The sequence below is a fragment of the Rhodanobacter sp. C05 genome, assembly GCF_002001165.1.
Taxonomy (GTDB): Bacteria; Pseudomonadota; Gammaproteobacteria; order Xanthomonadales; family Rhodanobacteraceae; genus Rhodanobacter.
Window position 1 is genome coordinate 276,904 of sequence record NZ_MUNQ01000008.1, and the last position, 13,839, is coordinate 290,742.

At 56.4% G+C, this 13,839-nt stretch carries 13 protein-coding genes; all 13 read right to left on the bottom strand.

Going from position 1 to position 13,839, the window contains the following annotated elements:
* Positions 1 to 3 precede the first annotated feature (3 nt).
* The gene (locus B0E51_RS07150; protein WP_077444182.1) at positions 4 to 1,833 is read right to left on the bottom strand and encodes a fatty acyl-AMP ligase; all 1,830 of its coding nucleotides are present in this window, start codon (positions 1,831 to 1,833) and stop codon (positions 4 to 6) included.
* Positions 1,834 to 1,894: 61 nt separating this feature from the next.
* The gene (locus B0E51_RS07155; protein WP_217333080.1) at positions 1,895 to 2,575 is read right to left on the bottom strand and encodes a 4'-phosphopantetheinyl transferase superfamily protein; all 681 of its coding nucleotides are present in this window, start codon (positions 2,573 to 2,575) and stop codon (positions 1,895 to 1,897) included.
* An 8-nt stretch (positions 2,576 to 2,583) separates the two neighbouring features.
* Positions 2,584 to 3,801: an acyl-CoA dehydrogenase family protein gene (locus B0E51_RS07160; RefSeq protein ID WP_217333081.1), complete on the bottom strand. Its 1,218-nt coding sequence runs from the start codon at positions 3,799 to 3,801 to the stop codon at positions 2,584 to 2,586.
* A gap of 28 nt (positions 3,802 to 3,829) precedes the next feature.
* Positions 3,830 to 4,081, bottom strand: coding sequence for a phosphopantetheine-binding protein (locus B0E51_RS07165; RefSeq protein ID WP_077444358.1), 252 nt, complete (start codon positions 4,079 to 4,081; stop codon positions 3,830 to 3,832).
* A gap of 23 nt (positions 4,082 to 4,104) precedes the next feature.
* Positions 4,105 to 4,959, bottom strand: coding sequence for a 3-hydroxyacyl-CoA dehydrogenase NAD-binding domain-containing protein (locus B0E51_RS07170; protein WP_077444185.1), 855 nt, complete (start codon positions 4,957 to 4,959; stop codon positions 4,105 to 4,107).
* Between the two features lie 76 nt (positions 4,960 to 5,035).
* On the bottom strand, positions 5,036 to 5,818 hold the full coding sequence (locus tag B0E51_RS07175) for an alpha/beta fold hydrolase (RefSeq protein ID WP_168172593.1): 783 nt from the start codon (positions 5,816 to 5,818) through the stop codon (positions 5,036 to 5,038).
* Positions 5,819 to 5,881: 63 nt separating this feature from the next.
* Positions 5,882 to 6,097 (bottom strand): MbtH family NRPS accessory protein, encoded by a 216-nt coding sequence (locus B0E51_RS07180; RefSeq protein ID WP_077444187.1) that lies wholly within the window; start codon positions 6,095 to 6,097, stop codon positions 5,882 to 5,884.
* A 419-nt stretch (positions 6,098 to 6,516) separates the two neighbouring features.
* On the bottom strand, positions 6,517 to 7,326 hold the full coding sequence (locus tag B0E51_RS07185; protein ID WP_168172594.1) for an alpha/beta fold hydrolase: 810 nt from the start codon (positions 7,324 to 7,326) through the stop codon (positions 6,517 to 6,519).
* Between the two features lie 63 nt (positions 7,327 to 7,389).
* The gene (locus B0E51_RS07190) at positions 7,390 to 7,605 is read right to left on the bottom strand and encodes an MbtH family NRPS accessory protein (protein ID WP_254424442.1); all 216 of its coding nucleotides are present in this window, start codon (positions 7,603 to 7,605) and stop codon (positions 7,390 to 7,392) included.
* Positions 7,606 to 7,958: 353 nt separating this feature from the next.
* Positions 7,959 to 8,480: a gamma carbonic anhydrase family protein gene (locus B0E51_RS07195; RefSeq protein WP_217333082.1), complete on the bottom strand. Its 522-nt coding sequence runs from the start codon at positions 8,478 to 8,480 to the stop codon at positions 7,959 to 7,961.
* Positions 8,481 to 8,602: 122 nt separating this feature from the next.
* A complete protein-coding gene (locus tag B0E51_RS07200; RefSeq protein ID WP_077444190.1) occupies positions 8,603 to 9,835 on the bottom strand; it encodes an FtsX-like permease family protein in 1,233 nt (410 codons plus the stop codon).
* A gap of 1 nt (position 9,836) precedes the next feature.
* Positions 9,837 to 11,144, bottom strand: a complete 1,308-nt coding sequence (locus B0E51_RS07205; RefSeq protein WP_077444191.1) for an ABC transporter permease — start codon at positions 11,142 to 11,144, stop codon at positions 9,837 to 9,839.
* Positions 11,145 to 11,772: 628 nt separating this feature from the next.
* On the bottom strand, positions 11,773 to 13,239 hold the full coding sequence (locus B0E51_RS07210) for a glycosyltransferase family 39 protein (RefSeq protein WP_254424443.1): 1,467 nt from the start codon (positions 13,237 to 13,239) through the stop codon (positions 11,773 to 11,775).
* Between the last annotated feature and the right edge of the window lie 600 nt (positions 13,240 to 13,839).

A 13,839-nucleotide genomic window follows, 5' to 3' on the forward strand; every position in this document is an offset into this window, starting at 1 on the left:
CGATCAATTACCCGCAATTTCAAACAGAGATTGGCTTACATACTTCTCCCGACAGAGGGATCTCTGCAGCTTCCCGCTTGTCGTTTTCGGAATGGAACCGGGAGGAATGAATCGAATGTCATGCACTCGAATCTGATGCTCTTCCGCCACCTCGCTGCGGATAGCCTTTTCGAGATCTCGCCGCGACACGGCCAGCGCGCCGGCATCACCATCGACGCTGTTTCCAACGCAGTACTCGGTGCCGATCTCACTGACGACGACCAGTCTCGCGTGTTCGTCCGCATCGACGGAAAACGCGATCGTGCAGCCTGGGCGTAGTGCCGGATGACTGGCTTCCGCGGTCTTTTCGATTTCCTGCGGATAGTGATTGCGCCCTTCGATGATGATCAAATCTTTTCTACGGCCGGTGAACACCAACTCGTTGCCGTCCATAAACCCAAGATCGCCACTGCGCATGTAGCGCTCTCCTGGCAAATCTTTGATCTGCGCGTGAAACTTTTCTTCGGTATCGCTCGGGCGGTTCCAATAGCCCTTCGCAATGAGGTCGCCGCTGACCCAAACTTCCCCGATTTCCCCAGGTTTACTTAGCTCGAACGAGTCTGGGTTGACAATGCGTACGTCGATCTTCCAGGGCCCGGGCCAAACGCGACCGCAGCCCATCATCACGATCGATGCTTGCCCATCCTTGGCCGACTGAACCTTGTGATCTCGCAGGAGGGTCGCATCCAGCGAATAATATTTAGGCCCCGCATCGGCCAACGTAACCAACAAGGTCGCTTCGGCAAGCCCCCAGGCTGGGGCCATTGCATCGCGCCGCAGACCGCATGGTGCGAATGCCTCGATAAACCGATCCGTGCTGGTGTTGCGGATTGGCTCGGCGGCATTGTTGGCTCTGTGCCAGCAACTCAGATCAAGCAGTCGACGCTGCTCAGCGGTCGTTTTGCGCGCAACGAGATCGAACGCGAAATTCGGTCCCGAGCTATGGGACGCGCGATAGCGGTGAATCGCGTTGACCCAGCGCACCGGATTCTTTACGAATTCGAACGGCGTCATGACGTAAACCGACATGCCAAACGCCAAAGGCACCAGCAATCCGTCAATCAAACCGAAGTCGTGAAAATAGGGCATCCAGCAAACGGCTTGCGTTCCGGCTGTGGGACAGCCCGAAGCGGTGCCGTTGTAGTCAATGATCTTCATCAGATTGCGATGGGTGACCATGACGCCTTTCGGCGTCGAGGTAGACCCTGAGGTGTATTGCAAGTAGGCGATGTCTTCCGCCTCCTGTTTCGGTTCGCGCCATGCGCTCGATTGATCGGCCAAGGTGTCAACCGCAATCCATTCCACGTCGGTGAGCCCGTCGATGGTGCTGGCGATGTCACGCAGCGTGTTCAGAACGGATGACGTCGTCAGGATGAAACGTATGTCGCAATCTAAAACGACACCTTTGACGCGATTCAGATAGCGTTCCACCTTCCCCGAAAGCGGCGCAGGCATCGGTACGGCGATAATTCCGCCATAAGCGCAGCCCAGAAAGGCCTGCATGACCTCTGCGCCCGCATCGAACAACATCATCGCGCGGGCACCTTGCGCTCCCCGGCTTTGAAAATAGGCCGCCAACGAACGAGCCTCGCGGTCCAGCTCTGCAAAGGTCTTGGGCGCACCTTCGGTCTCGCCGTCGACCAACCTGGTCACCGCCGCTTTATCAGGCAGAACAGCGGCCAAGGCATGGAAATACGTACCCACTGTTGCATGGCCGGCACTGCGCACTTCTTCGACGAGCTTCCGGCGCTCTGTGTCCGAGTCATGTGTCTTCGAAGATTGAATGTCTTGCATCACCCAACTCCCACTAGAAGGATCGTTCGAATGCGTCAATCACGCCGCCTCGCTGCGCACTTCAAGCGCGCGGGAGCGTCACGCCGGTATAGACACGCTCACCATGGACAAACCAGCGTCCGACAAAATCAGTCGAAGGACGTGGCATGGGTTTCACTTTATTTTCCAGAATGATCAAGAAGGTTCCCTCTTTAGAATTTTCCGCTGTGACGGAAAAAATCACGGAAACATCTCGAAACCCAAGAAAGGAACGTGTGCTTGGGTAATAGCACTTATAAAAAGACTCTTTGGCGCTGAAGGCGAGTTTCGGCCAATCAACGCCATCGATGCGCGGCAACGGATGGAAATGCTCAAGGTCATTCGGTCGACAAACCAAATGGTACAAATCACTTCCGAGTGGCTTTGCTTCTTCGGCGTCAAATCCCACGCCATCCGCATCGACTGACCGCGCGACTACTGCGGAACAAAAACCCTCGCAATGCGTGATGCTTCCGCAGAAACTGTCCGGCCAACGTGGACTGCGGTCGAGCTCGGCAACGATCGGACCCACATCTGCGCCCGCCTTCGCCAACGCTTTGCGCGCTGCAGCGCGGCCTGCAGAAAATTCCCGACGCCGCGCCGGTATGGCTTTGCGGATGTAAGCCTCTTCTTCGGAGAAGAGCGGTGCGGAGAACATGTCCGAATCCGCGATGCATGCTGATATGGGTGCGACGAACAGATCCGCTAACGCACGCTCATCCATGACAGCGTTCATTGCGTCACCGCATCGAACTCGACTTGCCGCCTCTCCGGCGCACTGGCGTGGTGTCCCGCGGAATCGCCTCCCGCCATCAGCTTCTGTCGCTCGAATTCCTGGAAGCCGAGATTGGCGATCGTGATTTGCTGGATCTGCGTACTGCCCTCGATGATCTCCATGATCTTGGCGTCTCGCATCAAGCGCTCGACCGGATAGGAGGGGCTGCAGCCATTCGCACCATGAATCTGCACTGCGCGATCCGCCGCCCGCATCGCTGCGGTCGACGCATGATATTTCGCGATAAAGGTATGCATGATGTCCTGGAAATCTCCGGACTCGCGCATTGCTCCCGCCTGGCGGCACAACAACCGCGCCGCGACGCTATCCGTGATGATGTCGCTGATCATCTGCTGGATAAGCTGATGTTCTTTCAGGAAAGCGCCTGAACGTTTAGTGCTATTGGCATACTCGTAACACGCATCGAGACAGGCCTGCGCGATACCCACCGCACCGCACGCTACCGAATAGCGACCGAGTCCAAGCGCAGTTTGTGCCACTGTCGCCCCGAAGCCGGGCTTTCCGATCATATTTTCTTTAGGCACGCGGCAATGCTTGAACGTCGCCAGAGCCAGCATCGATCCGCGTGTGCCGAACATGTCGTTGATCGGTTCGACGGAAAGTCCCGGCCTATCGCGCTCGACCAGAAACGCTACTGGCAGATCGTTGTATTTGCAGAGGACCAAATACAGATCGGCGATTTGGCCAAAGCTGATCCATTTCTTTTGGCCGTGAAGGAGAAACTCATCACCATCGGCAACCGCAACCGTTTCAACAGCATTGATATCGCTGCCCGCGTTGGGTTCGCTGATCCCAAGCGCACCAATGGCCTCTCCCTTGGCCAGCAACGGCAACCAACGCTCTTTCAGGCCAGCGCCGCCCCAACGAAGAATCGTATGGGCGATCATGTCATGCACGGTTAAAAGCGTGCGCACCGACGAGCAGGCTCTACCGAGTTCCTCATGCAGGATCCCGTAAGTCACCATGTCCATCGATGCGCCGCCCCAACGATGTGGCAAGAACGGAGCGAAATAACCATTCTGAGCCAGATCCGATCTGATCGAATCAGATAGCTTCTGAGAACGATCATGGAGTTCCGCAAAAGGGCTGACTTTGTCTAAAGCAAATTGACGAAATTCGCTCTGCCGACTATGTGTTTCCATTCCCTTGATCACAATCACAGCCCTCAAAATTTAAGTATCTTCAAGCAGGCACAACTACACCTACTTTTCTTCCAAGCATCTGCGCAATCGAATTAATCGTGCTGAAATTTGTTAACTGCAGATCGTCATCCTCGATCGTGATCGAGAACTCTTTCTCCAGCCAGGCGATAAGTTGAATCGCGAACAATGAGTTCACGTAACCGCCTGCAAATACGTCGTCTGCGTCGTCGAGCCCATCCGTCCGGAAAAAGCGGGAAAAGAACTGACGGACTATTTGTTTGTACTCACTCATAGTGGAATCCATCCTTTTCGGAATCAGTATTCAAAAAAACCTCTGCCGCTCTTTTGACCATGCAAGCCCGCATCCACCATCTGCTTCAGCAAGGGGCATGGACGGTATTTGCTGTCATTGAAACTTTCATACAGGACATCGATCGAGTACAAAATCGTATCCAGACCGATGAGGTCTGCAGTTGCTAGAGGACCCATCTTGTGGCCAAAGCACTCGACAAAAATCTTGTCGATGTCGCTCGGTGGAGCAACGCGATCATGGACGAGGAATGCCGCCTCGTTGACGGTCAACATCAGTACTCGATTGGACACAAATCCAGGCGAGTCCCGCACAATCACGCCCTCTTTGCCGAACTGGCTCAGAAATTTGATCGCGGTATCGATTGTTTCAGTCGTTGTGTGATGGCCGCGGATGACCTCGACCGTCTTTTTCATCGGTACCGGATTCATGAAATGCATTCCAAGAATCCGATCTGGACGTTTGGTAAGAGAACCAATCCGGGTAATCGATATCGCCGATGTATTCGCAGCGAAAACCGTCTGCGGTCGGCAGATCTGATCAATCTGTCGATAAATACCCTTCTTGATGTCGAAGTTTTCCGTGGCGTTCTCGACGACAAAATCCGCTTCTTCCAAAACAGCTAGATCTGTCGAAGTAACTACCGCGGAAAGTATTTCGTCGGCGCTCTTGCCGCCATTCTTCTTACCCATGAGAAGCTGGGCTCGAATATTCTGGCGAATCGACCTCACCGCATCATCGAGGATGTCTTTTCCTGTATCGATAAGCAGCACTTTGTGCCCATGCTGGGCGAGATCCTGGGCCAAGCCGCGTCCCATCACGCCGGCACCCACAACTCCGATGACATTTAAATCTTGCAAGTTATCACCCCTTCGATAATGACCAATCAAAATGGTTGCGAACTGCGAAACGTCCCGATAAACATCGATGAAACTGTCAGCTTGCGCAACGTTCCTGCACCGCCGACCGCGCCATCATTTTGCGCAGTTCAATCGACAATGCGCGCAGAAAAAGTGCTTGAGCCGAGCGAATGAAGAAGTGTCCGCCCGGCATCATCTGCAAACCGAATAAACCATCCGTCGCATCGCGCCATGCCGCCACATCGTCGCGCCCAGCTTCGGGATCGCACAGACCGCCGAACGCCAGGATGTCACACTGCAATCTGGGCTCGTGTTGATATTTGTAGTCTTCATGAACTGCCAGATCGGCGCGCAGCATCGGCTCGATCAGCGACATCAGCTCGCTATCGTTCAAGACTGCGGCAGGCGTGCCGTCCAATTGACGCAGACCTTCGATGAATTCTTCATGCGGAAGATGATTGATCGGCGCGCGCGTTAACGGCCGCTGTGGCGCCACTCTTCCCGAAACGATCAGGCACTCCGGCGCAGGATGACCTTCCTGCTGCAGTCTCCGCGCCAACTCGTAAGCGACGATCGCGCCCATGCTATGCCCATATACGGCAAACGGACGATCCATCAGCGGAATTAATGCGGGCAATACCGCGTCGACGATATCGGCGGCATTCGCTATGGGCGTTTCGCGCTGACGCATTTCGCGCCCGGGAAGTTGCACCGCGCAAAGCTCAATGCTTCGCGGCAGATAGTCATGCCATTCCCTGAAAGCTTGAACTGAGCCACCTGCAAATGGAAAGCAAATGAGTCGTGCGATGGCGTTTTCTTGCGACTTGAAAATCTCGACCCAAGGATTAGAACGATGCACTGGCAGCTACTCCCTCGCTAAGACCATGACCGACAATCACTTCGCAGCATGTCCTGCAAGCTGCTAGCTACTCGACGCCTCCATCTGGCGGCGCAAGCTCAGTGGTCTCATGTCAAGCCAGGTGTGCTCGATGTACTCCAGGCACTCGTGCTTCGAACCGGATTTTCCGACTTCCTGCCATCCTGCGGGCAAGGGCCTGTCGGCGGCCCATATCGAATATTGATCTTCGTGATTCTTGACGACTGCGAACGTCTCTTCCTTGCTCTCACCTTCAATCATTGAAGTCCTCTCCCTATGGATGAAGCATCATCAGCGCCGAGCCCTGCCTCGCATTTGTCATGTTGCGAGTCGGTTTTCGCAGACAAGTGTCACTCGGATGTCACGCTTTCAAAATCAGGCAAAACCTTTCTGACATAGCTGCTGAAGCTATGAGCAATACAGATGAAAAGTTAATTCCCTACATATAAAGCAGACAGCAACCAAAACGCCGCGCACACGCATTTATCGGACTATAAAGCTGCAAGCAACCACCCCCCTATCCCCTGGCGATCTGCTTACGACTTGTTGCTCCTTCCACACAGGGTACACACCGTGCACGTCAAGTATATATTTGATGAAATGAAGATAATGTGAAATAACTTCACGCACTGTGACGCTGTAACGCTGTAACGCTGTAACGCACCTATAATTCCGAATCCCTAGCGAGAACTGGTGCAGGCCAGCCTAGCATTCGCCCGATAATGCGCGTTCGACCAGGCGACGCGGGTCTGCTGGTAAATCTCGATCGACAGCATGCGCAGGAACAATGTCTGAGCTGTCTGGATGAAGAAGTGGTCACCCGGAACCATGCGCAAGCCGAAGTCGCCATCGGTGACCTCGCGCCAGTCGTCCATACCCTGGCGCCCCGCTTCGGAATCCTGCAGGCCGCCGAAAGCGAGAATGTTGCACTCGAGCCGCGGTTCGGCCGCATGAACGTATTCTTCGTTGATCGCGAAATCCGCGCGCAGCATGGGAGAGATCAGCGCCATCAGATCGCTGTCCCCCAGAACTTCTTCGGGGGTTCCGTGCAAATGCCGCAAAGCCTCGACGAACTCCGCTTGTGGCAATTTGTTGATCGGTTCTCGCGGAGGACGCCGGTGGGGTGCGACGCGGGCTGAAACCATCAGGCATTCCGGCGCGAGCGACATGCCCTGCAGACGCCTGGCGAATTCATAGGCAATCAGCGCACCCATGCTGTGTCCATACAGAATAAATGGACGATCCAGATAACCCTGCACTTCAGGCAGCATGGCGTCGAGCAGGCTGTCGACATCGCTCAGCGGCGTCTCGCGCATGCGCGTTTCCCGACCGGGGAGCTGGACGGCCAGCAGTTCGATGCCGTCGGGCAAATGGTCCGGCCATTTGTTGAAACTTTGCGCGCCGCCTCCGGCAAACGGAAAGCAAATGAGTCGCGCGATGGCGTTTTCTTGTGGCTTGAAAATCTGGACCCAAGGATTGGAACGATGCACTGGCAGCTACTCCCTCGCTAAGACCATGACCGACAATCACTTCGCAGCATGTCCTGCACGCTGCTAGCTACTCGACGCCTCCATCTGGCGGCGCAAGCTCAGTGGTCTCATGTCAAGCCAGGTGTGCTCGATGTACTCCAGGCACTCGTGCTTCGAACCGGATTTTCCGACTTCCTGCCATCCTGCGGGCAAGGGCCTATCGACGGGCCATATCGGATATTGACCTTCGTGATTCTTGACGACCGTGAACGTCGCTTCCTTGCTCTCACCTTCAATCACCGAAGTCCTCTCCCTATGAATGAAACATCCATCAGCGCCGAGCTCGGCCTCGCATTTGTCATCGCGGCGCGTATATTGAACTGTAGATCAAAATAAAGTCAATGTGATGACTTCACACATACTGTGACGCAGTGGCGCACCACAAACCAGTGCATGGGTGGATGCATGGATATGCTGGGCCAGTCTACGCCGTAGCAGTGCGCAATATATTTCGGATGCCGTGGCGGCCGGTTCGCTTTGCCCGCAAATCTTTGTGCACCATGGGGTCGGCAGCGAAATGTGGAGCGAAGACGCCTTCATGCGATTAGGCGATGCGGGTTGAAATTGCGCCGCATTCGAGGCGCCGATTCAACTCATACGTGACAACTTGCGTAGCGGCGCGCACGTGCCACATAGGACTGGTAGCTGCGCTCCATCATGACCAAATGCTTATCGGTGACCTGACCAACAACACGACCAGGGATGCCCCGCACGATTGAATTGTCAGGAATCACCTTCCCTTCGGGAACCAAGGATTTGGCCGCAATGAGGCAGTTGGAACCAATCTTGGCTTCGTTCAAAACAACCGAGCCGATGCCAATCAACGATCCATTTCCAATCTCGCATCCATGCAGCATGGCCAAATGGCCGACGGTGACTCTGTCCCCTATTACCAATTGGATGCCTGGATCCGTATGCAACACGGCGTTGTCCTGGATATTGCTCTCGCTACCCACAATGATTTTGTCGCTGTCGCCTCTCAAGACGGCACCAAACCATACGCTGGATGTGCGACCGATATGCACATCCCCAATAAGCTTTGCAGAAGGAGCTATGTAAGCGCCTTCGTCCAACAGCAGCCCTGGCTTTTCCAGCGCAATGTAGAAAGAGTTCACTTGCTGTCAGTTTCCCTGGGTGAGATGTGATCGATGGCAGCGGCGCCAACCTCTTCGACCGTCCCCTCCAGCACCTTCATCGCTAAAGATGTTGTGACGACCGATTGAATCCGCCTTTACACTCAATCGCTCCTCGTCGCCACTACCGGCGGAACTGCGGCGGCACGCAGCGCCGGGCCTAGCACGGCGAGCTGGCCAACCAACCACAAGGCGATTGCGCCGACGGGGAAATAGATCGCCGGCAGCCGTGGCAATTCGTAATGCTGCATCAGAAATTGGTTGATGCCATAGGCCAACACCATCCCCAACGCGATACCAATCGTCGCGAGCAGGAAGTTCTCGGTCTGGAAGTAATGCAGGATGTCGGCACGCGTGGCACCTAGCGCGCGGCGCACGCCGATCATCCGGCGGCGTTGTGCCACCCAGAAGCTGCCCAGCCCGACGATGCCCAGTGTGGTGACGATCAGCAACGCCGCGATCACCCCAATAAGTATGCCGGCCATGGCGCGGTCTGTGGCAAAAAAATCATTGCGCGCTTCATCGTACGTGCGCTTCTTTAACACCACGCGGTTGGGATTGAGTTCCTTCAGCTTGGTGACCGCCGCTTTCAGCACCGCCATGCGATCCTGCGGCGCGCAGCGAATCACGTAGCTCGCACCATCGGCCGAGGTCATGCGGATCGGCCATATCGTGCTGTATTCCAGGCCCTGCTGCAGGCCGTTCGGCCGTACTAGATGTGCGACCACACCGATCACACGGAACGCGACCCCGTCGCCCACGTAGATGACCTTGCCCAGCGCATCCTGTCCGGGCCACAACCGCTCGGCCAGTGTGCGCGTGATGATCATGGTGTGCGGCATAATCGTTACGTCACCACGGTTCAAGCCAGCCACCACCGCGGCGAAATCGGCATACTCGCTGGGCTGAAAATCGCGTCCTGCCACCAATTGCATGCCCAGTGCGGGCACCAGGTTCTCACCCAAATACTGCGCAGCCTCAAGCGTATCTTCTTGCTGCTGAGGATCCAGCTTGATGCCGCTGTTGGATGAGCCATCGAGGGTGAATGGCAAGTAGCGGGTCAGCGTCACCTGCGTCACGCCGGGGATCTGCCGCAGCGCCGCCAGATCGGTCTGCGATTGCGCATTGCCATCGGGGCCAGCGCCGATGTAGCCCAGCTGGACCTCCACCAATTCGTTTTCGGCAATGCCGCTGGATAAATGCATGACCTGCAACCGCTGGCCGATCAGGAACACCGCGTTGCAGACGATGGCGCAAGTCAGCGCGATCTCCATAATAAGCAGCAATGAGGTGAGCTTGTGGCGACGAAGGGTGGAAAGAATCGGCAGAATATCCATGTCAACCACTCTTCAATTGTAGGGCGGGAGCGATTTGGCAGGCACGCCAGGCCGGCAGCAGGCCAGCCAGCAAACTTGCGCATACCGCCAATAAAAAAGTGGCCAGCAGCATCGCTGTATCAAGATGCGCTAGCGCGGCGTATTCCGCCGGTTGCCTGCGCACCAGCCACAAACCGAGCAAAGCCAGCAGCAGGCCGCCGATGCCACCGGCAAGACCGATCACACCCGACTCCACCAGCAGTTGCGCGAATAGCGCACGTTTCGATGCACCCAACGCACGGCGCACACCCAGCTCGCCGGAGCGACGCATGAACTTGGCCAGCATCAGGCCCATCATGTTGACCAGGCACACTAGCAGGAAGCCGAGCGCCAACCAGGTCTGCAGACGCACATCGTCAGGCACCACCTGGTTGTAGTCCAGCCACTGCGTGACATTGCGCAGACGCACATTCGGCGGTCGCTGGAAACGGCCCAGCGCTTTTTGCTGCGCCGAGTAATTAACGAGAAACGTCTTGTAATCAGCAGCCTTGGCTGGCGTGTCCAGTTGCACCCAGAATTGCAGCCAGACGCAAGGCGCCGCATGGCTGGGGTTCTTGCCGGATCCGGCATTGCCCCAGCAGTCAACGCTGCCTTGCTGATTCATGCCCACGTCCTGCGACGTGGATAGTGGCACGTAGATGCCTTCGTTCTCGCCGTAGCTTTTGCGGTTGAGGTCGTAGAACTGCGGATTGGGATGCCAGTCGCCGAGCACGCCAATGATGCGAAACGCGGCACCGGACAGTTGCAAGATCTGCCCGGTGCTGTCCTTGCCACCGAACAGTTTGTCGTTGAGCTCGGCGCTGATCACCGCCACGCGCGCATGCGCTTCGTCGTCTTCCGCATTCCACGCGCGACCGTATTGGAACGGCACGCCGAACATCGGAAAGAAATCGGCGGTGGTGTAGCGTGCAGCTTCGTAGAACGAATCGAGCATCGCGTTGTCCAGCTGCACCGCCACCTGGCCGCCCGTCATCAGCGCCTGAAGGTCCGCGCGTTTGGCGCTCAGCAGGTTCGTGCCGTCGATCCAGGACACCTGACCTGGCGGTTCCGTCGTGCCCGCCACATACCCGTTGGCGTCCCGCGGATCGAGCTGTGGGAAATAAGTCAGCGTGCTGCGCCCCGGCAATGGATCGCGCGACAGCACATGCAGCACGGTCAGCGTGGTCATGCTGGCGCCGATGCCCATCGCAACCGCCAGTACCATCAGCGCAGTAAGAGCCCTGTTGCGCCCGAGGCTACGCAAGGCCAAGTCAAGGTAATAGCCAAACATCCGAAACTCCCTGTGGGTGCTAAGCGCCGATTCCTGTCATCCAACTTCGTTAGCGAATATCGTGCCAGTCGTGCGACCAAGACTTTGGACGAAATTTCAATGTGTTAACGGCCATTGCAACACAACAGCGCAGTCCGCGGACAGTATGCGGACACTTAACGGACACTCCTTCGTACTCCTGCTCCGGCGCCATCCACATCGCCCAAAATCGTACATTCGGTGAGCACCACGTTGTAGGTTCGTCCTCGCAGTCAGCTGAGAAACTTGAAAAAACCATCGTCATCGTTTGCGTAACTCGCCAATCACCCTGACCCAACACCAGGCCCAGTTCCTTCAGGATTAAAGTCGACCAGAATACGCAACACGCGAATCGAATGATCCTTCGGTGCACGATCTCCCACCGATGCGTATGAGAAAACACCCAACTGCTCGATATCTGGCCTGCATATCCTTGAGCTCCCATCAACGATAAATCGAGCCTATGACAAGTGGCAGTCCTTGTTGCCTGTCAGCAATGGTCGGTGTGATGCCGGCGGCGCATGAAGGATTTACCAAGAAGTGTCTGCTCGGATTGCGGGCATTGCTGACAGCGCGTACCCCTTCAAACATCTGCCAGTCTTTCGACAACTCACCTGAATTCCGGCCCGTGCTTCCAAAGCTCGCTCCATGGCCTGCGCCTGGCGCCGCACACAAAGATATCGGGGTGCTCCCCGCTTTCCTCATTGGTCACGCCCAAGGTGTTGGCCGTGTGCCCGGCAACGCGGCAATCGGTGAAAAGCTCATCGGCGCGCTCGTGTGAACTTCCCAGCACGATATATGTAGCAGGTGGTGCCTGTGGATAGCCACGCAGCCATCCGGAGTTGACGGCGGTGATGGGTGTGGGCAGGCGATAGCGCTGACCCAGCAGGGCAATGGCGCCGTACTCGCCATAGTTGCCCACGACAATGCCCAGGTTGGCTTGCTGTTCGGCAGGCAAGGCATCGCGAATAGCTGCCACTCGCGCGACGATTTCGTCCCAACCGATTTCTTCGCGGAGGTCGCCGTTGTTTTGGAGTGCAAAGTCTCGCAACGGACCGCCTGATGCGATGGGTACGATGCGCAGCGTCGCATAGATGCCGATGGCGAAGACACCCGTAAATACCAGTGTGGTGATCCCAACACGCCATGCGGGGCGCAGCGTGCGCAACCATCGCTCGCCCACAACGGATCCCATGGCCAGGAGCATGGGGTAAGCGCCACAGGTGTAATAAAAGCGTCCCTGTGCCAACAGGAACAGCAGCAGTGGCACCACATACATCCAGGCAAGCATGCGATAGCGGCGGTCGTTGAAATAGGCGAACAAACCCACCAGCCAGACAGGCGCGGCGAACAGGTTGGCATTCAACAGAAACTGATCGCGCAGGAAGCCCTCAGCGCGCCCCTGATGTAGGTCGCGCGCATGGATGCCTTGCAGGAAATGGTAGGAAACGAAATCGTGCCTGATAAGCCAGGCAAGGTTGGGTGCGAATATAAGCAGCGCGATGACGCCACCGGCCCAGAACCAGCGATTAGCGACATATCGCCGTGCGTCGGTGAGCAGTACTCCCACCAGCACGCCAGCGAGCACGAACGCGATCGAATACTTGGTCTGCAGGCCAAGGCCTGCGACTATGCCTATCGCCACCCACCAGCGTGGCTCATCGTCACGTACCAGACGAATCACGCACCAGGCGATAAGCACCCACCACAACAGGTCGAATGAGGAATACTGGAATTCGGTCGCCCAGAACATCGGCAATGGCGACAGCGCTACCGCGATGGCGGCAAACGTCTGCGCCAGCCGCCCGCCCCCCAGATCGCGAGCCATGAGGCCACTGGCGAGAACCACCAGGACTTGCGCGAGCACCGAAAACAAGCGCAAGCCCACGAGTGACAGGCCAAACATCTTGAGGCCCAGGTACTCCAGTGCAGCGGTCAGGGGTGGATAAGGCACAAAGCCCCAATCCAGATGCTGTGCATCGCTCAGGAATTGCCATTCGTCCCGGTGAAAACCGTACTGCCCGTTGGTCAATATGTGGGCTACGCCAAAGAGCACGGCAATGACGAGCACCGGCATGGCGCTCCCCTCTTGGCCTGGCATAGCGCGCTGAACTGGAACACTGGTCGCAACCATGGATACATCCTTGAAACAGGTCGACTGTTCGCCCGGTACCTTATACCGCCCCTATCGTGTCAGCTTTCGAAAGCAGGCATTGGCTATCTGTTCTCGATGTTCATAATTGGCAACTACCGGGCACCTTCCTTCGCACATCATGGTCACCTTTCCATGCGACAGATAAACGAAGAAAGCAGACCCCGTTGAACCCGCCCCCAGAACATGAGGTACAGCATCACGAACCATGCTGGTTGAGATAGACATGATCTCACCGTGAGGTAGCGAAGCAAAAGCATGTCTGTCGTTTTCAAGTACGGCCATCCCGGGTCGCACGAGATCATGCATCTAGGCGAAATACTCATCCGTAAGCACAGCGACGAGCCATACCTATCGCTTTACCTTTCCGCCGGCCTTGCCGGTATGGAAGCTATCGTAGAACCTGTATGTGGTGGAGGTCCGGTAGGCGTGGCCAATGAGTTTCAAGGGATGTGCGGGGAGTTCAATTTGAATCGCGGTCACGTTGACGGATAACAGCCAGCCATACGAACAATGGCGAGCGCC